21 protein-coding genes are annotated in these 24,410 nt (G+C 61.3%); 7 read left to right on the forward strand and 14 right to left on the reverse strand.

From position 1 onward, the window contains the following. Position 1 precedes the first annotated feature (1 nt). The 6 genes from P3C29_RS11390 to mreB all read right to left on the reverse strand — a co-directional run bounded on the left by P3C29_RS11390 (position 2) and on the right by mreB (position 8,841). Positions 2-3,817, reverse strand: a complete 3,816-nt coding sequence (locus P3C29_RS11390) for a YhdP family protein (RefSeq protein WP_275964565.1) — start codon at positions 3,815-3,817, stop codon at positions 2-4. 76 nt (positions 3,818-3,893) lie between these two features. Beyond that, positions 3,894-5,351 (reverse strand): ribonuclease G, encoded by a 1,458-nt coding sequence (gene rng / locus P3C29_RS11395; protein ID WP_003216085.1) that lies wholly within the window; start codon positions 5,349-5,351, stop codon positions 3,894-3,896. Positions 5,352-5,421: 70 nt separating this feature from the next. Continuing rightward, entirely contained in the window at positions 5,422-6,018 is a 597-nt protein-coding gene (locus P3C29_RS11400; protein WP_201125368.1) for a Maf family protein, read from the reverse strand. A gap of 50 nt (positions 6,019-6,068) precedes the next feature. Next, positions 6,069-6,557, reverse strand: a complete 489-nt coding sequence (gene mreD / locus P3C29_RS11405) for a rod shape-determining protein MreD (protein WP_010170623.1) — start codon at positions 6,555-6,557, stop codon at positions 6,069-6,071. Further along, a complete protein-coding gene (mreC, locus tag P3C29_RS11410; protein ID WP_081480076.1) occupies positions 6,557-7,663 on the reverse strand; it encodes a rod shape-determining protein MreC in 1,107 nt (368 codons plus the stop codon). Before mreC ends, mreD begins: the two co-directional genes overlap by 1 nt. Positions 7,664-7,803: 140 nt before the next feature. Further along, positions 7,804-8,841 (reverse strand): rod shape-determining protein MreB, encoded by a 1,038-nt coding sequence (gene mreB, locus P3C29_RS11415; RefSeq protein ID WP_002555108.1) that lies wholly within the window; start codon positions 8,839-8,841, stop codon positions 7,804-7,806. A gap of 210 nt (positions 8,842-9,051) precedes the next feature. Here mreB and gatC point away from each other — a divergent pair, with 210 nt between their 5' ends. The 6 genes from gatC (at position 9,052) to P3C29_RS11445 (ending at position 14,274) form a co-directional block, all read left to right on the forward strand. After that, complete coding sequence (gene gatC / locus P3C29_RS11420; protein ID WP_003216077.1) at positions 9,052-9,339, forward strand: Asp-tRNA(Asn)/Glu-tRNA(Gln) amidotransferase subunit GatC; 288 nt, start codon at positions 9,052-9,054, stop codon at positions 9,337-9,339. Between the two features lie 16 nt (positions 9,340-9,355). Further along, complete coding sequence (gene gatA / locus P3C29_RS11425; protein ID WP_169386306.1) at positions 9,356-10,807, forward strand: Asp-tRNA(Asn)/Glu-tRNA(Gln) amidotransferase subunit GatA; 1,452 nt, start codon at positions 9,356-9,358, stop codon at positions 10,805-10,807. A 10-nt stretch (positions 10,808-10,817) separates the two neighbouring features. Continuing rightward, positions 10,818-12,263, forward strand: coding sequence for an Asp-tRNA(Asn)/Glu-tRNA(Gln) amidotransferase subunit GatB (gene gatB, locus P3C29_RS11430; protein WP_010170723.1), 1,446 nt, complete (start codon positions 10,818-10,820; stop codon positions 12,261-12,263). A 156-nt stretch (positions 12,264-12,419) separates the two neighbouring features. Continuing rightward, the gene (locus P3C29_RS11435; protein WP_275964566.1) at positions 12,420-12,791 is read left to right on the forward strand and encodes a septal ring lytic transglycosylase RlpA family protein; all 372 of its coding nucleotides are present in this window, start codon (positions 12,420-12,422) and stop codon (positions 12,789-12,791) included. A 50-nt stretch (positions 12,792-12,841) separates the two neighbouring features. Further along, a complete protein-coding gene (locus P3C29_RS11440; protein ID WP_275964567.1) occupies positions 12,842-13,897 on the forward strand; it encodes a calcium/sodium antiporter in 1,056 nt (351 codons plus the stop codon). Next, entirely contained in the window at positions 13,894-14,274 is a 381-nt protein-coding gene (locus P3C29_RS11445) for a carboxymuconolactone decarboxylase family protein (protein ID WP_088422719.1), read from the forward strand. The genes P3C29_RS11440 and P3C29_RS11445 overlap by 4 nt, the downstream gene beginning before the upstream one ends. On the opposite strand, the gene P3C29_RS11450 is transcribed toward P3C29_RS11445, so the two are convergent. From P3C29_RS11450 to kdgD, 5 genes are all read right to left on the reverse strand, one after another. Beyond that, positions 14,271-15,212, reverse strand: a complete 942-nt coding sequence (locus P3C29_RS11450; RefSeq protein ID WP_010170731.1) for an AEC family transporter — start codon at positions 15,210-15,212, stop codon at positions 14,271-14,273. The two genes, P3C29_RS11445 and P3C29_RS11450, sit on opposite strands and share 4 nt — an antisense overlap. Positions 15,213-15,401: 189 nt before the next feature. Further along, a complete protein-coding gene (gene garD / locus P3C29_RS11455; RefSeq protein ID WP_275964568.1) occupies positions 15,402-16,955 on the reverse strand; it encodes a galactarate dehydratase in 1,554 nt (517 codons plus the stop codon). Positions 16,956-16,968: 13 nt separating this feature from the next. After that, positions 16,969-18,333, reverse strand: coding sequence for an MFS transporter (locus P3C29_RS11460; protein ID WP_010170736.1), 1,365 nt, complete (start codon positions 18,331-18,333; stop codon positions 16,969-16,971). Positions 18,334-18,418: 85 nt separating this feature from the next. Continuing rightward, on the reverse strand, positions 18,419-19,864 hold the full coding sequence (locus tag P3C29_RS11465) for an aldehyde dehydrogenase family protein (RefSeq protein ID WP_003216060.1): 1,446 nt from the start codon (positions 19,862-19,864) through the stop codon (positions 18,419-18,421). Between the two features lie 54 nt (positions 19,865-19,918). Beyond that, positions 19,919-20,830, reverse strand: coding sequence for a 5-dehydro-4-deoxyglucarate dehydratase (kdgD, locus tag P3C29_RS11470; protein ID WP_003216058.1), 912 nt, complete (start codon positions 20,828-20,830; stop codon positions 19,919-19,921). A 236-nt stretch (positions 20,831-21,066) separates the two neighbouring features. Between kdgD and P3C29_RS11475 the strand changes: the two genes are divergently transcribed. Further along, positions 21,067-22,221 (forward strand): phospholipase, encoded by a 1,155-nt coding sequence (locus P3C29_RS11475; RefSeq protein ID WP_201125371.1) that lies wholly within the window; start codon positions 21,067-21,069, stop codon positions 22,219-22,221. A gap of 191 nt (positions 22,222-22,412) precedes the next feature. Here the strand turns inward: P3C29_RS11475 and P3C29_RS11480 are convergent, their stop codons facing one another. The 3 genes from P3C29_RS11480 to P3C29_RS11490 all read right to left on the reverse strand — a co-directional run bounded on the left by P3C29_RS11480 (position 22,413) and on the right by P3C29_RS11490 (position 24,387). Then, entirely contained in the window at positions 22,413-23,162 is a 750-nt protein-coding gene (locus tag P3C29_RS11480; protein ID WP_275964569.1) for a FadR/GntR family transcriptional regulator, read from the reverse strand. A gap of 170 nt (positions 23,163-23,332) precedes the next feature. Then, positions 23,333-23,752: a ClpXP protease specificity-enhancing factor gene (locus tag P3C29_RS11485; RefSeq protein WP_010170747.1), complete on the reverse strand. Its 420-nt coding sequence runs from the start codon at positions 23,750-23,752 to the stop codon at positions 23,333-23,335. Between the two features lie 17 nt (positions 23,753-23,769). Continuing rightward, positions 23,770-24,387 (reverse strand): glutathione S-transferase N-terminal domain-containing protein, encoded by a 618-nt coding sequence (locus tag P3C29_RS11490; RefSeq protein ID WP_010170749.1) that lies wholly within the window; start codon positions 24,385-24,387, stop codon positions 23,770-23,772. Positions 24,388-24,410 lie beyond the last annotated feature (23 nt).

Below are 24,410 nucleotides of genomic sequence, written 5' to 3' on the forward strand. Positions count from 1 at the left end.
CTCAGTTTGGTTTTTCAAATGGCTTGTCGAAGGTGATTTTCGGGTCTTTCCATGGGCCTTCGACCTTGTACTGGACGCTGGCGAAACGCGAGACGCGGTCGCCAATCAGCTTGTCGATCAGGAACAATGCACCGCCAATGGCCGGCGCGCCGACGATCAGCGCGGCAATCGGCAGGTTATTGGTCACCGGCAGCGTTACCAGCAACTTCGCATCGACGCGATCCGCCACCAGGTCCAGGGTGCCGTTGATCTCCAGGTTGCTTGACGGGCCCGTCATGGTGATCGGCTCACGGGTCACAAACACGCCATTACTGGCGGCCAGCAAGCCCTTGACCCGGTCATAACTCAAGCCTTTACCGAGCAAGTCCGAGAAGTCCAGCCGCAGCCGGCGACCGATAGAGTTGAAGTTCAGCAAACCAAACACCCGCAGGGCCTGGGCGCCGCCTTCCACTTCAACAAACTGCCCTTTGCGGAAGCTGGCATCCAGGCTGCCGGAGAAACGCTTGGGACCGACCCAGGCCGGCGAACCCGGCCAGCGGCCGTCCACGTCCACATGAAACTCTTCACTGGTCACGCTCGGCGCAAAACCCCAGCCCTTGAGCACGTCCCCAATGTTCTTGCCATCCAGGCGGCCCTTGTACCAACTGCTACTGGCTCCGGGGGCCCCCTCCCAACCGCCGGCGCCCTGGAGCAGCATGCCCTTGAGGCCCAGGTTGAGGCTGTTGAACGCCATGCCCTTGGTGGTCGGCCGGACTTTCAACGACCAGGCACCTACCAGGTCCGGGCCCTGGAACAACTGGGCAATCGAGATATCCAGTGCCGGAATATCCTTGGGATCGACATCAGCCAGCGGGTCCGGCGCATTTTCATCCGCCTGCACCGTCGGATCCACTGCCGGCAATTTCACGTATTGCAAGTTGACCGCGATCGGCGCGCCCTTGGCATCCGGTAGCCCCACAGTGCCTTTGGCTTGCTGGCTGTCGAACTGCAAGCCCCAGGCCGCGGGCTTGCGATCCAGTTGCAGGTTGACCTGGTCAAACTGCGTGCCGAAGCCGGTCAGCTTGCCAATCTTGAAGTCAGCCCCGCTCAACAGTTGCTTGGCACTGCCACCCGGGTCGTTGCCAGCATAGCGGTCTACCAGTTTTTTCCAGGGATCGACATCCAGCTCCGACAACACCCCGCGAATACGCAAGCCCTTGCCGGCCGGCAACACGGCATCGCCCTCCCCCAGGAACAGCTCACCACGGCCATCGGCAAAATTGTCCGCCGGGGCGGCGAAGGTGAAGCTGCCCAACTCGCCATAATCGAACCAGTAGCGGCGCTCCTTACCCTGCAGCGTCATGCGGAACACGCTGTCACGGCCCTGGCTCGCCGGCATGCCGAACGGTGCCGGCAGGTCCACGGCCACGCCCTTGAGGTTGGAACTGACCATCAACTGGCTGTCGGCGCCGTCGAGGTTGAGCTGCAATTGGTAGGGGATATCGCCGGACACCGGCAACGGCTGGCTGACTTTCAGCCAGTCAGTCAGACGCTTGACGGTCACCTGCCCCTTGGCGGTCACGCGGGTATTGAGATTGCCCTGCCGGCCATCGGCAAAAATCTGCGCGGTGATCGGCCGGTCGAAGGCCTGGGCGCTGATGTTCTGGCCACTCAGGCCCTTGGCGCTGTCGAAACGGAAATCACCCTTGAGTTGGCTCAGGTCCAGCGTAGGCTCAGCCAGTTGCAGGCGCGCCTTGTCGGTCTTGAAATCCACCACAATCTTCGGGTCGGCCCCCTTGGCCAGGGGAATATCCAGGTCGAGCTTGCCTTGCAGGTCGCCGTCGCCTTTCCAGCCGGCGAAGGTCGAGGCGGTGCCAATCGGCGCCTCCTGAAGGATCTTCAGGCCATCGCCCAAGCCGCCGGCAAAATTGCCGGTCAGCAGCAGGTGACTGTCCTTGCCTTCAGGGGCATGGGGAATGTTGACGTAGATGTCGTTGACCTTGGTGTCGAGCAACTGGCCCTTGCTGGCCAGGATGCGCACGCCGCTTTCCTCGACAAACACTTCGCCCTTGACCTTGCTGACATGCGGCCAGACCGGCTGGAATGCCAGTTCGGCATCGTGCACCTTGAAGAACAGGCTGATATTGCGCGAAGCAGGCAGCGCATCGTGGTTCAGCGAGCCCTGGTACTGGAAGAAACCCTCGTCCACCGCGCCCTTGAGGATCGCGGTGCGCAGCCATTCATCGAGTGCCGGGCTCAAGACGGCGGGCAGGTATTTGGGGGTGAAGCGGCCATCGCCGTCGACCATGCCGACCCGCAGGTCCATGTAGTCTTCCTGGCTATGGTCGAAATGCAGGCGAATCAGGAAGTCCGCCGCCACTTTGCCCTCTTCCCCCAGCACCTTGATGTACGGCGCAATCAGGGTGAAGCCTTCTTTATCCAGCTTCCACGTCAGGCGAGCGTTGGCCTGGATGTACTGCCAGGGCTTGGCGAAGATCGGAAACAGGTGCAAGGAGAAGTCCTTGCTGTCCATGCGCAACTCGCCCTTGCCCAGGTCACCGCTGATGCTGCCGCTGACATTACGGGCCGCCGGGGCGCCGAAGTAGGCATCAAAACCGATGCGGTCGAGGTTGGCCGCGAAGCTCACGCGCTGGTCAGTGGTGTCTTCAGGACGGTAATCCAGCAACACGTTGCGCAGCGTACCCGTCGCCTTGAGGTGATCCAGGGTGGTAGCCAGGGCCTCCGGCAACGGTGCCAGGGCATGCAGCAACGGCGTGATCGGGGTCAGGTCGAGACGATCGGCCTGCAGGTTCCAGACTTCCTGGGCCTTGTCGGTCGCCAGGGTTTGCTGCAGTTGCAGGCGCGACTCCCAGCGCGTGTCACCGAGGTTCATCGCCAGCGAGTCGAACAGCACCTTGAGGCCGCTGTCACTGCGTTGCAGGTACGCGGTGAGGGCCAGGTTCTCGATATGGGTCGGCTTGCGGTCGGCGTAGCTGCCCTTGAGTTGCGCAGCGTTGAGGCGCACGGCGGCGCTTTGCACGGTGCCCTTGCCCCAGGTCAGCCAGAATTCGCCGCCGGCCTTGAGTTCGGTGAGTTTCCATTGCCGGGTCAGCTTTGCCGGGATCCATTTTGCCCAGTCACTCTGGGGCAAGCTCAGGTAAGCCTCGGCTTCACCGTCTTTCCACTGGCTGGCGCGGATCCGGGTACGCAGGTTCAGCGCCAGCGGCTGGCCATCGGGCAGGGTCAGGCGCGCGTCCAGGCGCTGGCGGTTGGCGCCGGTCTGCAGGCTTACACCGACATAGGTCAAGGTCAGCGGCGCCTGCTCGAACGGCTGCAGCGTCACCTGGCTGTCGAGCAATGAGACTTGCCCGACCATTTGCATGCGCGTCAGCAGTTGTTCGGGATCCAGCGGCTGGTCATCCTGCACCGGCAGGCCTTGCAGCGCCCAGTGGCCGTCCTTGTCTTCCTTCACGCTGACTTGCAGGCCACTGACTTCCAGATGGGCGATCCGCACTTCGCGCGCCAGCACGCTGGCCCAGATATCCGGTACGACTTGCACCTGATCCAGACGCAGGGCGCTGTTGCCCTCGCCGACCATCACATCGTGGGCCATCAACACCGGGGCGAAACCGCTCCAGCGCCCTTCCAGGCTGCCGATGCTCAAGGGCATGTCCAGCGCAGTACGGGCCTTGGCTTCGATTTCGCCCCGGTATTCCGCCACCAGCGGCGTCAATTCACGGCCAAGGCTCACGTACACCGCTGCCAATACCAGCAGCAAGGCGCACAGGCCAAGGCCCCAGCGGGTCAATGCGGCAAAAAAGCGTATCAGACGCTCCATGTCAGGCGACCCTCAAAGGCAATAGTCGGACGGCAGTTCGAGGTCTGCCGGTCTCGTTGATAAGAGCTAACGCGAATCAGAGCAGCACCACGTCATATTGTTCCTGGGAATACATGGTTTCGACCTGGAAGCGAATAGTGCGTCCGATAAAACCTTCCAGCTCTGCCACGTTGCCGGACTCTTCATCCAGCAGCCGGTCGACCACCTTCTGGTTAGCCAGGACTCTATAGCCCTCGGCCTGGTAGGCGCGTGCCTCCCGTAAGATTTCCCGGAAAATCTCGTAGCAAACCGTTTCCGGGGTCTTCAACTTGCCGCGCCCCTGGCAACTGCTACACGGCTCGCACAGCACTTGTTCCAGGCTTTCGCGGGTGCGCTTGCGGGTCATCTGCACCAGGCCCAATTCGGTGATACCGATGATGTTGGTCTTGGCGTGATCGCGCTCCAGCTGCTTTTCAAGGGTACGCAGTACCTGGCGCTGGTGCTCTTCATCCTCCATGTCGATGAAGTCGATGATGATGATCCCGCCCAGGTTGCGCAGGCGCAGTTGGCGGGCAATTGCGGTGGCGGCTTCGAGGTTGGTCTTGAAGATGGTTTCTTCGAGGTTGCGATGGCCCACAAAGGCGCCGGTGTTGACGTCGATGGTGCTCATGGCCTCAGCCGGGTCCACCACCAGGTAGCCGCCGGACTTGAGCGGCACTTTGCGCTCGAGGGCTTTCTGAATTTCGTCTTCGACACCGTACAAGTCGAAGATCGGCCGCTCGCCCGGGTAATGCTCCAGACGATCGGCAATTTCCGGCATCAGCTCGGCAACAAATTGCGTGGTGCGCTGGAAGGTTTCCCGCGAGTCGATACGAATTTTCTCAATCTTCGGGCTGACCAGATCACGCAGCGTGCGCAGGGCCAGGCCGAGGTCTTCATAGATCACGCTCGGTGCGCCAATGGTCTTGATCTGCGCGCCGATCTGGTCCCAGAGGCGACGCAGGTAGCGGATGTCCATGAGGATTTCATCGGCGCCGGCGCCTTCAGCGGCGGTACGCAGGATGAAACCGCCGGCTTCCTTGATGCCTTCCAGCGCCACGCAGTCGCTGACCACCTTTTTCAGGCGCTCGCGCTCGGCTTCGTCTTCGATTTTCAGGGAGATGCCAACGTGAGCTGTGCGCGGCATGTACACCAGGTAGCGCGAAGGAATCGACAGTTGGGTGGTCAGCCGCGCGCCTTTGGAGCCAATCGGGTCCTTGGTGACTTGCACCACCAGGCTTTGCCCTTCGTGCACCAGGGCGCTGATGCTTTCAACCGCCGGGCCTTCACGCAGGGAGATTTCCGAAGCATGGATAAACGCGGCGCGGTCCAGGCCGATGTCGACGAAAGCCGCCTGCATCCCCGGCAACACACGCACGACCTTGCCTTTATAGATATTGCCGACGATCCCGCGCTTTTGGGTGCGCTCGACATGCACTTCTTGCAGAACACCGTTCTCTACCACCGCCACGCGCGATTCCATCGGCGTGATATTGATCAGAATCTCTTCACTCATGGCTGGGTCTCGTTCAGGCGTTTTCACAATAGTGACCGATCGCTTAAGGCTTGGCGCTGGAATACGGCGTTTAGCGCACGGTAAGGTTTTGCCAACAGGGTATGCCGAATTGGCCCAGCAGTTCTGCGGTTTCGCAGACCGGCAGGCCAACGACGGCAGAGTAGCTGCCATTGAGTCCGGCGACGAACACCGCCGCCAAGCCTTGGATAGCATAGCCGCCCGCTTTGTCGTGGGGCTCGCCGCTGTGCCAATAAGTGGTGGCTTCATCCGCTGAAATCTTGCGAAAGCGCACGCGACTACTGACCAGCCGCGTTTCGCAACGCTGGTCATCAATCAGGGCAATGGCCGTCAGGACTTCATGTTCACGATCAGAAAGGGCCAGCAACATGGCCTGGGCATCGGCCTGATCCACGGGTTTACCGAGGATCTGGCCGTCGAGGATGACGGCGGTGTCGGCGCCCAGCACGCAAGCGCCAGCCGCATCGGCCAGGGCCGCACGGCCGGCCGCCGCCTTGCCGCGCGCCAGGCGCTCTACGTAGGACGCCGGCGATTCATTGGTAAGGGGAGTTTCATCAATGGCGGCGCTGACGACAGTGAACGGCACACCGATCTGGGTCAGCAGTTCACGCCGCCTCGGGGAGCCCGAGGCCAGGTAAAGCGAATTCATGCAGACTCTCCCTGTGGGGTTCGATAACCAGGCAGAGCCTCGCGATCCATTCAATTGATTTTATAGCGACGACGCAATCCACGCAGGCCGAAACTGATCCAGGGCCACAACAACGCGCTGACCAGGGCGGGCAACACCAATGCCAGGGTCGGTTGGCGGTTGCCGGTCAAGGCACTGAGCCACAGCTGTACCAGCTGCGCCAGGCCGAAGATCACCAGGATCACCAGGCACTGCTGCCACATCGGGAACATGCGAAGGCGCTGCTGCAACGACAGCACCAGGAAGGTAATGAGGGTCAGGATCAGCGCGTTCTGACCGAGCAGCGTGCCGTAGAGCACGTCTTCCATCAGCCCGAGGCACATGGCCGTGACCATCCCGACCTTGTGCGGCAACGCCAGGGCCCAGAATGCCAGCAGCAAGGCGAGCCACAGCGGACGCAGGATTTCCATGAATTGCGGCAACGGCGAAACGCTGAGCAGCAAGCCGATGGCGAAGGTCAGCCAGACGATCCAGCCGTTACGCGAATGAGTACCGGCCATTATTCTTCCCTCTGCCGAGTGGTTGCCGGGGCCGCAGCCGGTGGCTTGGCGGCGGGCGGTTTGGCAGCGGCAGGTGCAGCAGCCGCAGGCTTGGCCGGACGCGCGCTATGGGCCACCGGCTTGGCCGGGGTTGCGACAGGCGCGACTGGGGTTGCCGGAGCAGCAGCCGGGGCGGCAGGTGCAGCCGGCTTTGGCACGGTGGCCGGAATGATCGGCGCAGTGCCGTTTTGCTTGTCTTCCGCTTCCTGGGCCTGGGCGGCTTCGTTGGCGCGCTCTTCCGGGGTGCGGTTGTCACTGAATACCAGCAACAGGTAGCGGCTGCGGTTCAACGCGGCGGTCGGCACGGCGCGCACGATGGCGAACGGCTGGCCGGAATCGTGGATCACTTCCTTGACCGTCGCAACCGGGTAGCCTGCCGGGAACCGCTGACCCAGGCCGGAACTGACCAGCAGGTCGCCTTCCTTGATGTCGGCAGTATCAGCCACGTGGCGCAATTCCAGGCGCTCCGGGTTACCCGTACCGCTGGCAATCGCCCGCAGACCGTTGCGGTTAACTTGCACCGGGATACTGTGGGTGGTGTCGGTCAGCAACAGGACGCGGGAGGTATAAGGCATCAACTCCACCACCTGGCCCATCAAGCCACGGGCATCGAGCACCGGCTGGCCAAGGACCACGCCGTCGCGCTCACCCTTGTTGATGATGATGCGGTGGGTGAAGGGGTTCGGGTCCATGCCGATCAACTCGGCCACTTCGACCTTTTCGTTGACCAGCGCAGAGGAATTGAGCAACTCGCGCAGCCGAACGTTCTGCTCGGTGAGGGCCGCCAGCTTTTGCATGCGCCCCTGCAACAGCAGGTTTTCGGTCTTGAGTTTTTCGTTTTCGGCCACCAGTTCGGTGCGGCTGCCAAATTGGCTGGCCACGCCCTGGTAAAGACGCTGCGGCAGGTCGGTGATCCAGTAAGTCTGCATCAGGACCAGCGACATCTGGCTACGCACTGGCTTGAGCAGTGTGAAGCGGGCATCGACCACCATCAGCGCAACCGATAGCACGACCAGCACCAACAGGCGCACGCCCAATGAGGGGCCTTTGGAGAAAAGCGGTTTAATAAGCCGCTCCTCCCGGGCAAATGTTTTCTTTATTCATACGGCATCAAACCGGCCTGGATGCAGATTGAAGAAGATAAACGCCAACAGGCAGCACTGCAAAGTGCTGCCTGTTGGCGAAGCATGGGCCAACCAGCAAACGCTTATTCGCTGGAGAGCAGGTCCATGGTGTGTTTATCCATCATTTCCAGTGCACGACCACCGCCACGGGCAACGCAGGTCAGCGGGTCTTCAGCGACGATCACTGGCAGACCGGTTTCCTGGGCCAGCAACTTGTCGAGGTCGCGCAGCAAGGCGCCACCACCGGTCAGCACCAGGCCACGCTCGGCGATATCGGAAGCCAGTTCCGGAGGCGATTGCTCCAGGGCGCTCTTCACAGCCTGAACGATGGTGGCCAGGGACTCTTGCAGAGCTTCCAGCACTTCATTGGAGTTCAGGGTAAAGGCACGTGGAACGCCTTCGGCCAGGTTGCGACCGCGAACATCCACTTCGCGAACTTCGCCGCCCGGGTAAGCGGTACCGATTTCCTGCTTGATGCGCTCGGCGGTGGACTCGCCGATCAGGCTGCCGTAGTTACGACGCACGTAGGTGATGATCGCTTCGTCGAAGCGGTCGCCGCCAACCCGTACGGATTCGGCATACACCACACCATTGAGGGAAATCAGGGCGATTTCAGTGGTACCACCACCGATATCCACCACCATCGAGCCGCGCGCCTCTTCAACCGGCAGGCCGGCACCGATCGCAGCCGCCATTGGCTCTTCGATCAGGAACACTTCACGGGCACCGGCACCAAGGGCCGATTCACGGATGGCACGACGCTCCACCTGGGTGGACTTGCACGGAACGCAGATCAGCACACGAGGGCTGGGCTGCAGGAAGCTGTTTTCGTGAACCTTGTTAATAAAGTACTGCAGCATCTTTTCGCAGACGCTGAAGTCGGCAATCACGCCATCCTTCATCGGACGAATGGCAGCAATGTTGCCCGGTGTTCGGCCCAACATGCGCTTGGCCTCGGTGCCAACGGCAACGACACTTTTCTGATTACCATGGGTCCGAATGGCCACAACCGATGGCTCATTCAGGACGATACCGCGCTCGCGCACGTAAATAAGGGTGTTGGCAGTGCCCAGGTCGATGGAAAGATCGCTGGAAAACATGCCACGCAGTTTCTTGAACATGGGAAAGGGACCCTAGGCAACGCGTGGGTAAAAAAGTGCGGCAAACTCTAACAACGACAGGGATTTTGGGCAAGGCGCCAATGTGCTAAATTGGCCGACTTTCTGTGCACCAACCCCCACAATCGCGGCCATATGACCGTAGAAATGCGGTAGTGTTCCTACAATCTAACACACGGATAGCTTCCGTTCTGTTTTCCACTGGAGAATCCCATGGCGCTTGAACGCTCCGACGTGGAAAAAATCGCTCATTTGGCCTGCCTGGGCCTCAATGAAGCCGATCTTCCACAGACCACCGCAGCCCTGAACAGCATTCTCGGGCTGGTCGACCAAATGCAAGCCGTGAATACCGACGGCATCGAGCCCCTGGCTCACCCGCTGGAAGCCAGCCAGCGCCTGCGCGCCGACGTCGTGACCGAGCGCAATAACCGCGAGGCTTACCAGTCCATCGCGCCAGCGGTCGAAAACGGCCTGTACCTGGTTCCGAAAGTCATCGACTAAAGGGAAAGAGCCTGCAATGCATCAATTGACTCTGGCCGAGATCGCCCGCGGTCTCGCCGACAAAAAGTTTTCTTCCGAAGAGCTGACCAAGACCCTGCTGGCGCGTATCGCCGAGCTGGACCCTGCGGTCAACAGCTTCATCAGCATCACCGAAGAACTGGCCCTGAGCCAGGCCAAGGCCGCCGACGCCCGTCGCGCCAACGGTGAAAACGGCGCCCTGTTGGGTGCGCCGATTGCCCACAAAGACCTGTTCTGCACCCAGGGCATTCGCACCAGTTGCGGCTCGAAGATGCTCGACAATTTCAAGGCGCCCTACGACGCCACCGTGGTCGCCAAGCTGGCTGCCGCCGGGGCTGTGACCCTGGGCAAGACCAACATGGACGAATTCGCCATGGGCTCGGCCAACGAGTCGAGCCACTACGGCCCGGTGAAAAACCCGTGGAACCTTGAGCACGTGCCCGGCGGTTCGTCCGGCGGCTCGGCTGCCGCGGTTGCCGCTCGTCTGTTACCTGCCGCCACGGCCACCGACACCGGCGGTTCGATCCGCCAACCGGCCGCGTTCACCAACCTCACCGGTTTGAAACCGACCTACGGTCGCGTTTCCCGCTGGGGCATGATTGCCTATGCCTCCAGTCTTGATCAGGGCGGCCCTCTGGCACGCACGGCTGAAGACTGCGCAATATTGTTACAAGGCATGGCAGGCTTCGATCCGCAGGACTCCACCAGCATTGACGAGCCCGTGCCGGACTACAGCGCCAGCCTGAATACCTCGATCAAAGGCCTGCGCATTGGCGTGCCAAAAGAGTATTTCAGCGCCGGTCTCGATCCGCGCATTGCCGAACTGGTGCACAACAGCGTCAAGGCGCTGGAAAAGCTCGGCGCCGTGATCAAGGAAATCAGCCTGCCGAACAACCAGCACGCGATTCCTGCCTACTACGTGATCGCCCCGGCAGAAGCGTCCTCCAACCTGTCGCGTTTCGACGGCGTGCGTTTCGGCTACCGCTGCGAAAACCCGAAAGACCTCACCGACCTTTACAAGCGCTCCCGTGGCGAAGGTTTCGGTGTGGAAGTACAGCGCCGGATCATGGTCGGTGCCTACGCCCTGTCGGCCGGTTACTACGACGCGTACTACCTCAAGGCGCAAAAGATCCGTCGCCTGATCAAGAACGACTTCATGGCTGCCTTTAATGAAGTCGACGTGATCCTCGGCCCAACCACGCCGAACCCGGCCTGGAAGATCGGCGCCAAGACCGGCGACCCGATCGCCGAGTACCTGGAAGACCTGTACACCATCACCGCCAACCTCGCGGGGCTGCCGGGCTTGTCCATGCCTGCTGGTTTCGTCGACGGTTTGCCGGTAGGCGTGCAACTGCTCGCCCCGTATTTCCAGGAAGGCCGCCTGCTCAATGTGGCGCACCAGTACCAGTTGAACACTGACTGGCACACTCGCACCCCTACCGGCTTCTGAGGAGAACACTATGCAATGGGAAGTCGTGATCGGGCTGGAGATTCATACCCAGCTCGCCACCCAATCGAAGATTTTCTCCGGTAGCGCCACCACGTTCGGCTCCGAGCCCAACACCCAGGCCAGCCTCGTAGACCTGGGCATGCCCGGCGTGCTGCCGGTGCTGAACCAGGAAGCGGTGCGCATGGCGGTGATGTTCGGCCTCGCAATCGATGCCGAGATCGGCCAGCACAACGTGTTCGCCCGTAAAAACTACTTCTACCCGGACCTGCCCAAGGGCTACCAGATCAGCCAGATGGAATTGCCGATCGTCGGCAAGGGCTACCTGGACATCCCGCTGGAAGACGGCACCATCAAACGTGTCGGCGTGACCCGTGCGCACCTGGAAGAAGATGCCGGCAAGAGCCTGCACGAAGAATTCAACGGCGCCACCGGCATCGACCTGAACCGCGCCGGCACGCCGTTGCTGGAGATCGTGTCCGAGCCGGACATGCGCAGCGCCAAGGAAGCCGTGGCCTACGTCAAGACGATCCACGCGCTGGTGCGTTACCTGGGCATTTGCGACGGCAACATGGCCGAAGGTTCGCTGCGTTGCGACTGCAACGTGTCGGTGCGACCAAAAGGCCAGGCCGAGTACGGCACTCGCTGCGAGATCAAGAACGTCAACTCGTTCCGTTTCATCGAGAAGGCGATCAACACCGAAGTGCGTCGCCAGATCGAACTGATCGAAGACGGCGGCAAGGTGATCCAGCAGACGCGCCTGTACGACCCGAACAAAGACGAAACCCGCGCCATGCGCAGCAAAGAGGAAGCCAACGACTACCGTTACTTCCCCGACCCGGACCTGTTGCCGGTGGTCATCGAGGACTCGTTCCTGGCTGACGTGCGCGCCACCCTGCCGGAATTGCCGCCGCAAAAGCGCGAGCGCTTCCAGGAGCAGTTCGGTCTTTCGGTGTATGACGCCAGCGTCCTGGCTTCGAGCCGCGAGCAAGCCAACTACTTCGAAAAAGTCGTGAGCATTGCCGGCGACGCCAAACTGGCGGCCAACTGGGTGATGGTCGAGCTGGGCAGCCTGTTGAACAAACAGGGCCTGGAAATCGACGAAGCACCGGTGTCCGCCGAGCAGTTGGGCGGCATGTTGCTGCGGATCAAGGACAACACCATCTCCGGCAAAATCGCCAAGACCGTGTTTGAAGCCATGGCCGCAGGCGAAGGCAACGCTGACGAGATCATCGAGAAGCGCGGCCTGAAGCAAGTCACCGACAGCGGCGCGATTTCGGCCGTGCTCGACGAGATGTTGGCAGCCAACGCCGAACAGGTTGAACAATACCGTGCGGCGGATGAAGCCAAGCGCGGCAAAATGTTCGGCTTCTTTGTCGGCCAGGCGATGAAAGCCTCCAAAGGCAAGGCCAACCCGCAACAGGTCAACGAACTGCTGAAAAGCAAGCTCGAAGGCTGATCGCGGTCGCCTCACTGCGGGAGCCGGCTTGTGTGGGAGCTGGCTTGTCTGCGATAGCATCACCTCGGTGCACCTGAACGACCGAGGCGCTTGCATCGCGGGCAAGCCCGGCTCCCACATAAGCCGGCTTCCACATCACTTTCGGGGACACCTTGAATGAAGCGTCTACTCGGCCTGTTGGCCCTGTTCTCACTGCTCACCGGCTGCGCCAGCGGCCTCATCGACCCCAACGGCTACGACCAAACCGGCACCGCCTCCTACTACGGCGCCAAACACCACGGCAACCGAACTGCCAGCGGTGAACCGTTCAACCAGAATGCCCTGACCGCCGCCCATCGTCGCCTGCCCTTCGGCACGCAGGTGAAGGTCACCAACCTCGACAACAACAAAAGCGTCGTTGTCCGCATCAACGACCGCGGCCCGCATACCCGTGGGCGCCTGATCGACCTTTCACGCAAAGCCGCCGAACAGCTCGGTACGATCAGCAACGGCACCGCGCGTGTTCGCGTGCAAGCCCTCAGCAACTGACCCACGGAGCCCAGGCCATTTTCGGATTAACCGCCCTCTCGCTCTTTAGCGTGATCGAACTGATCAGCGGCCTGCTGCTGTTGATCGTCGGCGCCGAAGTCCTGGTGCGCGCCGCCGTGCGCCTGGCGGCCGGTCTCAAGGTGCGCCCGCTGATCATCGGCCTGAGCATCGTCGCCTTCGGCAGCAGCGCCCCGCAAATGGCGATCAGCCTGCAAGCCACCCTGGCCGATAACACCGACATCGCCGTGGGCAGCGTGATCGGCAGCAGTATCTTCAATACCCTGGTGACCCTTGGTCTGTCGGCCCTGATCATCCCGCTGCGGGTCTCGCGGCAACTGGTGCGCCTGGACATCCCGGTGATGATTCTCGCCAGCCTGCTGGTGTTTGTGCTCGCCGCCAATGAAGAGCTGACGCCCGTCGACGGCCTGTTGCTGCTGGTGGCCCTGGTGGCCTACCTCGGCGTGTTGCTCTACCAGACCCGCCACTCCCGCCGCCCCCGTACCCGGGACATTGTGGTGCAGGCGCCGTGGCTGAGCAGCGTGCTGCTGATGCTCGGCGGGCTGCTGATCCTGGTCCTCGCCGGCCACCTGCTGCTGGGCGCCGCGGTGGACGTGGCCGAGGACCTCGGGCTGTCGGAGCGCATCATCGGCCTGACGCTGATTGGCGTCGGCACTTCGCTGCCGTGCCTCGCCACCTCGTTGATCGCCGCCCTGCGCGGCCAGCGGGAAATTGCCGTGGGCAACGTGATCGGCAGCAACCTGTTCAACCTGCTCGGGGTGCTGGGCTTTACCGCCCTGGTGGCACCTTCGCCGCTGTCGGTGTCGCCCAACGCGCTGGATTTTGACCTGCCGGTGATGCTTGGCGTGGTCGCGTTGTGCCTGCCGGTGTTCTATTCGGGCTACCGCGTCACTCGGGCCGAAGGCCTGGTGTTCCTGGGCCTGTACCTGGTGTATGGGCTGCATGTGGTGTCGTTCACCTTCGGCATGCCGCTGGCCAACAAGCTTGAACAACTGATGCTGTATTACGTCCTGCCAGCGCTGGTGGCTTTCCTGTTGTTCGCCTCGCTGCGAGCCTGGCGCCGCCAACACAAGAGGGAATCGCAATGACCGAACAGAAAAAGCCCGGCGTTGAAATGCGCCGCCAGGTAATGGGTGATGTGTTTGTCGATCGGGCGCTGGGCAACGCCACCGAGTTCAGCCAGCCGCTGCAGGATTTCGTCAACGAGCATGCCTGGGGCAGCGTGTGGAATCGTGAAGGGTTGCCGCTGAAAACCCGCAGCCTGATCACCCTCGCCGCCTTGACCGCCCTCAAGTGCCCGCAGGAACTCAAGGGCCATGTGCGCGGCGCGCTGAACAATGGGTGCACCGTGGAGGAGATTCGCGAGGCGCTGCTGCATTGCGCGGTGTATGCCGGTGTGCCGGCAGCGATTGATGCCTTCCGTGCCGCTCAGGAAGTGATCGACAGTTACCAGAAAGACGTTTAAATCCAGCCGCCTGCCTGCAACACGAAAATCCCGATATTCGTGGTCACCGCCGCCATCAAGGTGGTGATCACGATAATCGCGGCCGCCAGCTCATGATTGCCCTCCGCCGCCCGCGCCATCACAAAACTGGCCGCCGCCGTGGGCGCGCCGAAGTACAGGAACAGAATCCCCAACTCCGGCCCACGGAACCCCAGCAGCCACGCCCCCAGGGTGGCCAGCACCGGCAGCCAGACCATTTTCATCAGGCTGGCACTCAGGGCCATGTCACCGCTTTTGCGCAGCGCCGCCAACGACAGGGTGCCGCCGATACAGATCAACGCCAGTGGCAAGGTCATGTCCGCCAGGTACTGCCCGGAAGACTCCAGCCAGCCGGGCAGGCCAATCTGGAAATACGCGAAGGGCGCCGCCGCGATCACGCTGATGATCAACGGGTTGGCCAGCACGCTCTTGAAGATGCTCCACGGGTCGGACTTGATCACCGGGCTGTACACCGCCAGCACAATGGTCGAAAGGGTGTTGTAGAACAGGATCACCAGCGCCGCGAGCACCGCGCCGAGGGAAATCCCGTAGTCGCCATACATGCTGGCCGCCAGGGCCAGGCCGATCACGCCGTTGTTGCCGCGAAACGCACCCTGGGCGTAAATGCCGCGATCTTCCCGGGGGCAACGAAAGATCGCCCAGCCCCAGGCCAGGGCGAAGCTCAGCAACGTGGCCACGGCGAAGTAGATCAACAGCCCGGGTTTGAGGGCTGAATGCAGGTCGGCGTGGAGAATCCCGAGGAACAGCAAGGCCGGCATGGTGACGTTGAACACCAGGGCCGAGGCGATGTGGATAAAGTTGTCGTTGATCCAATTGATGCGCTTGAGCAGGACGCCCAGGAACAGCATGGCAAACACCGGCGCGGTGATGTTCAGGGTTTGTAGGAAAATTGCCAGCATGCCGGGGAGAACCTTGGGTGGGCGTCGGTAGGTGGCTAATGATAAGCCACCTGGCACAGGTTCGTCTGGAGCACACCGATCAAATGTGGGAGCTGGCTTGCCTGCGATGGCGTCGGTACAGCAAACATCATTGTTGACTGGCCTACCGCTATCGCAGGCAAGCCAGCTCCCACACAGTGCACATCTGTCTCAGGTGATCGGCGCCGGGTTGAACAACGTAATGTCGTTATGCAGCTTGTGCTGCTCCGCCCAGGTCTGCTTCTTGCCGCTGGCCACGTCCAGATAGAAGTGGAACAACTCCCAACCCAGCTCCTCGATCGTCGCGCGCCCGGTGGCTATCCGCCCGGCATCGATATCAATCAGGTCCGGCCAGCGCTGCGCCAGCTCGGTGCGCGTCGAGACCTTCACCACCGGCGCCATCGCCAGCCCATACGGCGTACCACGCCCGGTGGTGAACACATGCAGGTTCATCCCCGCCGCCAACTGCAACGTACCGCACACAAAATCACTGGCCGGCGTCGCGCAAAAAATCAGGCCCTTGCGATTGAACCGTTCACCCGGGCCAAGCACGCCATTGATCGCACTGCTGCCCGACTTGACGATAGAGCCCAGCGACTTCTCGACAATATTCGACAACCCGCCCTTCTTGTTGCCCGGCGTGGTGTTGGCGCTGCGATCCGCCTCGCCCTTGGCCAGGTAGCGATCGTACCAGTCCATTTCCCGCACCAGCTCCCGGGCCACGTCCTGGTTCTGCGCACGGGACGTCAGCAGGTAGATCGCATCGCGCACTTCGGTTACCTCGGAAAACATCACCGTCGCGCCCGCCCGCAGCAGCAAATCCGAGGCATAACCCAGCGCCGGGTTGGCGGTAATCCCTGAGAATGCATCGCTGCCACCGCACTGCATGCCGAGGATCAACTCCGACGCCGGTACGGTTTCCCGCCGGCGCAGGTCGAGTTTCTTCAGGCGGGTTTCGGCCAATTCCATGATCTGTTCGATCATTTCGGTAAAGCCGTGGCTGGAGTCCTGCAACCGATACAGCCAAGGCTCACTCAGGTCTACCGAGCGGTCGTTGTCGTGCATCACCTGCCCGGCCTGCAATTTCTCGCAACCGAGGCTGATCACCAGGGCCTCACCGCCCAGGTTCGGGTTGCGCGCCAGGTTACGCACGGTGCGAATCGGAATGTAGGCGTCGGTGGCGGTAATCGCCACGCCGCAGCCGTAGCTGTGGGTCAGCGCGACCACGTCATCGACGTTCGGATACTTGGGCAGCAGCTCGTCCTTGATGCGCTTCACCGCGTGGTCCAGCACGCCCGTGACGCACTGCACCGTGGTGGTGATGCCAAGGATATTGCGCGTGCCGACCGTACCGTCGGCGTTGCGATAACCTTCGAAGGTAAACCCTTCCAGCGGCGCCTGCGCCTCGGGCACCTCGGTGGACAACGGCAAGCTGTCCAGGGGCGGCGCCGTGGGCATGCGCAGTTGATCTTCCTGAACCCAACTGCCGCGGGGAATCGGGCGCAAGGCATACCCGATGGTCTGGCCGTAGCGAATGATCCGACCGCCTTCGGGGATGTCTTCCAGGGTCACCTTGTGGCTTTGGGGAATGAAATCCACCGTCACCAGGCCGTCGGGAAACTCGGTCCCCGCCGGTACGCCCTGGTCGTTGACCACAATCACCACGTTATCCAGCGCGTGCAAACGGATGGAGCGTGGCGAATCGGCATGTTCAATCAACTGCATGACGCGGGCCCCTTCAGGAATGCGCTTGAGAAAGTTTAGTCAGCTCAGGGCCGTTGGCCGGCGGCTCTTTGAGCACCACACGCTTGATCGGGCCGACAATCACCAGGTAGCTGAACACCGCCAGCAACGCGTTGGCACCCACAAACACCAAGGCCCATTTGAAGGAACCGGTGGTGCTGATGATGTAGCCGATCACGATCGGTGTGCTGATGGACGCCAGGTTGCCGAACATATTGAACAAACCGCCACTCAGGCCAGCGATTTGTTTCGGCGAGGTGTCGGACACCACCGCCCAACCCAGTGCGCCAACGCCTTTACCGAAGAAGGCCAGGGCCATGAAGCCCACCACCATCCATTCAATGTCCACGTAGTTGCACGCAACGATGCTGCTGGAAATCAGCAAGCCGCCAATGATCGGCGCCTTGCGGGCGAAGGTCAGGGAATGGCCTTTACGCAGCAGGTAATCGGAAATCACCCCGCCCAATACGCCGCCGATAAAACCGCAGATCGCTGGCAACGAGGCGATAAAGCCGGCCTTGAGGATGGTCATGCCGCGCTCCTGAACCAGGTACACCGGGAACCAGGTCAGGAAGAAATAGGTGATGCCGTTGATGCAGTACTGGCCCAGGTAGACGCCGAGCATCATGCGGTTGGTCAGCAACTGACGGATGTAATCCCACTTCGGCCCGTCGGTTTTCTTGCCTTTGCCCTTGTCCTGATCCATGTCGACCATCGCGCCGTTGGCTGCGATGTGCTGGAACTCGGCTTCGTTGATCATCGGGTGCTGGCGCGGGCTGTGGATAACTTTCAGCCAGATCAGCGAGAACACGATGCCGATGCCGCCCATCACCACAAACACGTGCTGCCACCCGAAGGTGTAGACGATCCAGCCCATCAGCGGTGCGAACAACACGGTGGCGAAGTACTGCGCCGAGTTGAAGATCGCCGAGGCAGTGCCGCGTTCAGCGGTAGGAAACCACGCCGCCACAATGCGGGCATTTCCGGGGAAGGATGGCGCTTCAGCCAGGCCCACCAGGAACCGCAGCATGAACAGCGCAACGATGGCCGTGGAGACACCGAACTCACCGACATAGCCTTGCAGCACGGTGAACAGTGACCAGGTGAAAATGCTCAGGGCGTAGACCTTTTTCGAACCGAACCGGTCCAGCAGCCAGCCGCCGGGAATTTGCCCGGCCACGTAGGCCCAACCGAATGCGGAGAAGATATAGCCGAGGGTGACGGCGTCAATGCCGAGGTCTTTTTGCAGGCTGGAGCCGGCAATAGCAATGGTGGCACGGTCGGCGTAGTTGATCGTGGTCACCAGAAACAGCATGAGCAGGATCAAATAGCGGACGTGAGTCGGCTTGGTCGCTTGCATGAAGATGTACTCCCACTAATTATTTTTTTTGCGGGTAATCAAATTGTAAGCCTGTGGCGGGCACGGACCCGCCACAGTGCTGGCGTTACGAACCGATGTAGCTGGTTTTCACCACGGTGTAGAACTCTTGCGCATAGCGACCCTGCTCACGCGAACCGTAGGATGAACCCTTACGGCCCCCGAATGGAACGTGGTAATCCACACCGGCAGTCGGCAGATTGACCATCACCATCCCGGCCTGGGAATGACGCTTGAAGTGGTTGGCGTACTTCAGCGATGTGGTGGCGATACCGGCCGACAGGCCGAACTCGGTGTCGTTGGCCATCGCCAGCGCCGCCTCGTAATCCGCCACGCGCACTACGTTGGCCACCGGGCCGAAGATCTCTTCACGGCTGATGCGCATCGCGGCTTCGCTGTCGGCAAACAGAGTCGGCGCGAGGAAGTAGCCTTCGGTGTCACACGTCACCAGCTCACCACCGCTGACCAGCCGGGCACCTTCGCTCTGGCCGATGTCGATGTATTTCAAGTCCTGGTCCAGCTGAGCCTGGGAAACCACCGGACCAATGTCGGTACCGGTTTTCAGCGCGTGGCCGACCTTGATCGACTTCATGCGCTCAGCCATGGCCGCGACGAACTGGTCGTGAATCCCGGCGGTGACGATAAAGCGGCTGGAAGCGGTGCAACGCTGACCGGTGGAGTAGAACGCGCTCTGTACCGACAGCTCGACGGCTTGCTTGAGGTCGGCGTCGTCGAGAATGATCTGCGGGTTCTTGCCGCCCATTTCCAACTGCACCTTGGCCTGGCGCGACACGCAGCTGACAGCGATCTGACGCCCCACACCCACCGAGCCGGTGAAGCTGATGCCGTCGACTTTCGGGCTGTTGACCATGGCATCGCCGACCACACGGCCGCTGCCCATCACCAGGTTGAACACACCGGCGGGGAAGCCTGCGCGGGAGATGATTTCGGCCAGGGCCCAGGCGCAACCCGGCACCAGTTCAGCCGGCTTGAGCACCACGCAGTTGCCGTACGCCAGGGCCGGGGCGATCTTCCAGGCAGGAATCGCGATCGGGAAGTTCCACGGCGTGATCAGGCCAACCACGCCCAAGGCTTCACGGGTCACTTCGACGTTGACGCCCGGGCGCACCGACGGCAGGTAGTCGCCGGACAGGCGCAGGCATTCACCGGCGAAGAATTTGAAGATGTTGCCGGCGCGGGTCACTTCGCCGATGGCTTCGGGCAGGGTCTTGCCCTCTTCCCGGGCCAACAGGGTGCCGAGCTCTTCGCGACGGGCAAGGATTTCAGTGCCGACTTTATCCAGGGAGTCATGACGCGCCTGGATGCCGGACGTGGACCACGCCGGGAATGCCGCGCGCGCAGCGTCGATAGCGGCATGCACCTGGGCGAGGTCAGCCTTGGCGTATTCGCCAATGACATCAGACAACTCAGACGGGTTGATGTTGGCCGAGTAGTCGGCGCCGGCAACCCACTGGCCACCGATGTAGTTTTCAAAACGCTTGGCTTGGGACACGAATTCTCTCCTGACGCAAAAAGCCGCTGATTACTCAGCGGCCTTGGTGATGGGTTATTGCGCGCCTTGCTTGTCGATCAGCGCGGCCAGGGCTTCGTATTCTTCCGGCAGCAGATCGGTCAGCGGCGTACGCACGGGGCCTGCGTCATAGCCGACGATTTTCGCCCCGGCCTTGACGATGCTCACGGCGTAACCGGCCTTGCGGTTACGGATATCGAGGTACGGCAGGAAGAAGTCGTCGATGATCTTGCCGACGGTGGCGTGATCTTCCCGGGCAATGGCGTGGTAGAAATCCATCGCGGTTTTCGGAATGAAGTTAAACACCGCCGAGGAGTACACCGGCACGCCCAGGGCCTTGTAGGCAGCGGCGTAAACCTCTGCAGTCGGCAAGCCGCCCAGGTAGCTGAAACGGTCACCAAGGCGGCGGCGGATCGACACCATCAATTCGATATCACCCAGACCGTCCTTGTAGCCGATCAGGTTCGGGCAGCGCTCGGCCAGGCGTTCCAGCAGCGGCGCGGTCAGGCGGCAGACGTTGCGGTTGTAGACCACGACGCCGATCTTGACCGACTTGCACACCGCTTCAACGTGGGCGGCAACCCCGTCCTGGCTGGCTTCGGTCAGGTAGTGCGGCAGCAGCAGCAGGCCTTTGGCGCCCAGACGCTCGGCTTCCTGGGCGTACTCGATGGCTTGGCGAGTGGCACCGCCGACACCGGCAAGAATCGGCACGCTGGTGGCGCAGGTATCCACCGCGGTTTTCACCACTTGCGAATATTCGCTGGCCGCCAGGGAGAAAAACTCACCGGTGCCGCCAGCGGCGAACAAGGCAGTCGCGCCGTAAGGGGCCAGCCATTCCAGACGCTTGATGTAGCCCGCCTGGTGGAAATCACCCTGGGCGTTGAAATCGGTCACCGGGAAAGACAGCAGACCGTGAGAGAGGATGGACTTCAGTTCTTGTGGATTCATTATTCGAACACCCTGGGCGAAGACTTTCTGTTGTGAGATTACGGATGGTTATCTTGATGTCGTACGTCATCGTACAACTATAAAAATATTCGTCAACTGCAATTCATCGACCTTCTACCGGTTCGGGATTTTGTACACGCCTGCCTTGACGTAGGAAATTTCTCCTCTATGCTCGCTTTAGCTGTATATATATACAGTTATTAAGGAAGATTCCTACGACATAGCAAGGAGCTAACATGTCAGGTCTTGATCTCGCTGCACCTGAAAAAACCCCGCCCACCCTGCGTTTTGAAGGCGGTGAACACACCGCCATCGGCGACGACACCCTGTTGCGCTTCGTCAAGGATGCCCCGGCGATTCCCGCCCGGCAGGTCGAATTGCACCTGCCCAACGGCCTTGCCCTGCGCTATGGCCAAATCATCGCCCTGGGCGGCGATTTCTATGGCATTCCCGGGCGCCCCATCAACGAAGGCACATCGCCCGCCGATCGCGTGCAGCGCTTTACCGATGCGTTCAACTCGCTGGCGGTACTCCCGGCATCACGGGAGGAAGCGGGCAAAATCCTGGCCGTGATGCAAAAGGAGATCAACGCGGTCAACCAGGCGATCAAGGACGGCAAGCAACCCCACGAGGCCTATGACGCGTTGGGTGACACGTTGTCGGAAGAATGGAACCGCATCACCGGCGGCGGCAGTGCCGTGTCGGCGTTGGTTCCCCTGGGGCGTTACCTGAAACTGGCGGCAGACAATGCCGACCACTTCGGCGAGTGGGCGTTGGCGGCCTACCTCGCGGGCCATACAGCGGCGCTGCAACAAGCAGTCGTGGCCCATCAGACCGGCACCGACCAGGCGCTGGAACTGGCCTACGCGATGAACAGCTTTGCTGATCATTTTTTGACCGACCTGTTTTCTGCCGGCCACCTGCGGGTTCCGCGCAAACAACTGGCGGCGGTGGTGACACCGGGTGAACTGGGCTCGCTGATCAGCCGCTTCATGCACGATGAAGACAGCAAGTTCGGGCTCAATGTGCGCAACGCTTTGGGCGATCAGTGGCACGCCTACGGCGATAAACGTTATTTCGACAGTAACGACGCGGCCAACCGGGCCATGGTCAAACGTTCCGTGCAGGCTTCGGCCGACGAAATCTTCGAAACGTTTATCAGCGGCGTGGCACCCTCCCCGGCCAACTTCAAGGCGCCGTTGTACGTGCCGGACCTGAACGCCGCGCAAAACCCGGCGAACAACTTTTCACCGCTGTTCAAGGCTGAAGGCGACAAGGTGCTGCGGCGCAAGGACGTCAACAACCTGAACGACAAGCAGTGGACCAATGACTGGTGGGGGTGGAGCACGTATCTGCTGCTGAAGGACTACAAGCCGAATCAGCCGGCCTGAACGACATGAGTTAAGTTTTGTGCATTAACCTGTGGCGAGGGAGCTTGCTCCCGTTGGGCTGCGAAGCAGCCCCAGCGGGAACACGGGGTTCTTTCAGACAGAACTCGGGGGAATGGTTTTGGGGCCGCTGCGCGGCCCAACGGGAGCAAGCTCCCTCGCCAAAATGAGCTTTCAAGCCTTCCAGGCTGGAATTAACCGCGCTGCGCTTCTGCCTCTTCATGGGCATGGCGCAGCCGCTCACGGCTGTTGGTCAGGTGCAACCGCATGGCCGCCCGTGCCGCGTCCGAGTCCTGGCGAGCGATCGCCTCATAGATCTCTTCGTGTTCACGGCTCAGGCGACTCATGTAGTGCTGCTGGTCATCATGGGCCAGGCGGGCCGAGTTCAGCCGCGTGCGCGGAATGATGCTGGTGCCCAGGTGGGTCATGATGTCCGTGAAGTAGCGGTTGCCGGTGGACAGGGCAATCTGCAGGTGGAACTGGAAGTCCGACGCCACCGCATCACCGGCGTGGGCCGCGCTTTCGTTCAGGGCATCGAGGGCGGCGCGCATGCCGGCCAATTGCTCCTCGTTGCGACGCTGGGCGGCGAGCCCGGCAGACTCCACTTCCAGGCTGATCCGCAGCTCAAGGATGGCCAGCACATCCCGCAGCGTCACCACGGTGGCCGGGTCGATGCGGAAACCGCTGGGGCTTGGCGTGTCCAGCACAAAGGTGCCGATACCGTGACGGGTTTCCACCTGCCCCGCCGCCTGCAATCGCGAGATGGCTTCACGCACCACGGTGCGGCTGACCCCATGGGCGTCCATGATCGCCGACTCGGTGGGCAGTTTGTCGCCACGTTTGAGTTGGCCGTCGCGGATCTGCTCGGACAACACCGTGACCAATTCCTGGGCAAGGCTGCGGCGCTTGCGGGGAAGACGAGGGGCGGCGCTGGCGTTTTCCATGATGAATCATCTATCTCGGCGATCAGAAGTACGCATGATAGCCCATGGCGGTTGTACGATCACCGTTACGTCATGACTTTCATCTATAACCGCCGGGGTTTTCATCGGGCAAAAAAATGCCCCGGCATTGCCGAGGCATTTTTAACACCGGCCCGAGGACCGGCGTTTTGTTACTTCACCACTTTCAGACTCGGCCGACCGCTTGGACGCGGTGGCTCGGAATCCGGCGGCGGTACATCATCTTCGCCTTCGAGCTCGATCGCTTCGTCTTCCTCAAGGGACGACTCCAGATCAAACACCATGCCCTGGCCGTTTTCCCGGGCGTAAATCCCGAGGATGGCGCCAATAGGCACGAACAGCGTATGCGGCACACCGCCGAAACGCCCTTCAAAGCTGACCGCTTCATTGTCCATGTGCAGGTGTCGCACGGCACTGGGTGAAACGTTCAGGACGATTTGTCCGTCACTGGCAAAACCTTGCGGTACCTGAACCGCAGGAAACTCGGAATTGACCAGCATGTGCGGGGTGCAATCGTTGTCCACTATCCACTCATAGAGCGCGCGGACCAGGTAAGGTCGACTGGAGTTCATCAACGGCTCCTTAAGCCTTAGCGCATATCGCGTTCGACACCAGACAGACTCGCCTGGAAAGCCTCACGCGCAAACTGGCGCTCCATGTAGTCAAGCAGCGGCTTGGCAGGCCGCGGCAATTCAATGCCCAAAATCGGCAAGCGCCAGAGTATGGGTAATAGGCAGCAATCCACCAGACTTTGTTCCTCGCTGAGGAAAAAAGGTTTGTCGGCAAATAACGGCGAAACACCAGTCAGGCTCTCGCGCAATTCCTTGCGCGCCTGAACCCGGGCCGCTTCTTTACTGCGTGAATCCAGAATCAGGTCCACCAGGCCACACCAGTCACGCTGGATCCGATGGATCAGCAGGCGGCTGTTGGCACGCGCCACCGGATACACCGGCAACAACGGCGGATGGGGATAACGCTCATCCAGGTATTCCATCACCACGGTTGACTCCCACAACGCCAGGTCACGATCGACCAGGGTGGGCAAGCTGCCGTAAGGGTTCACTTCGATCAGCTTCGGCGGATGACGCCCCGCCTCCACAGTAATGATCTCTGCGCTGACACCCTTCTCTGCGAGCACGATGCGTACTCGGTGGGAATAGTGGTCGGCGGGGTCGGAGTAACAGGCCAACCGATTGGTCACGCCCATGGCGGTCCTCCTCGCTTGTTGAA

The organism is Pseudomonas sp. 1912-s (assembly GCF_029269205.1).
GTDB lineage: Bacteria > Pseudomonadota > Gammaproteobacteria > Pseudomonadales > Pseudomonadaceae > Aquipseudomonas.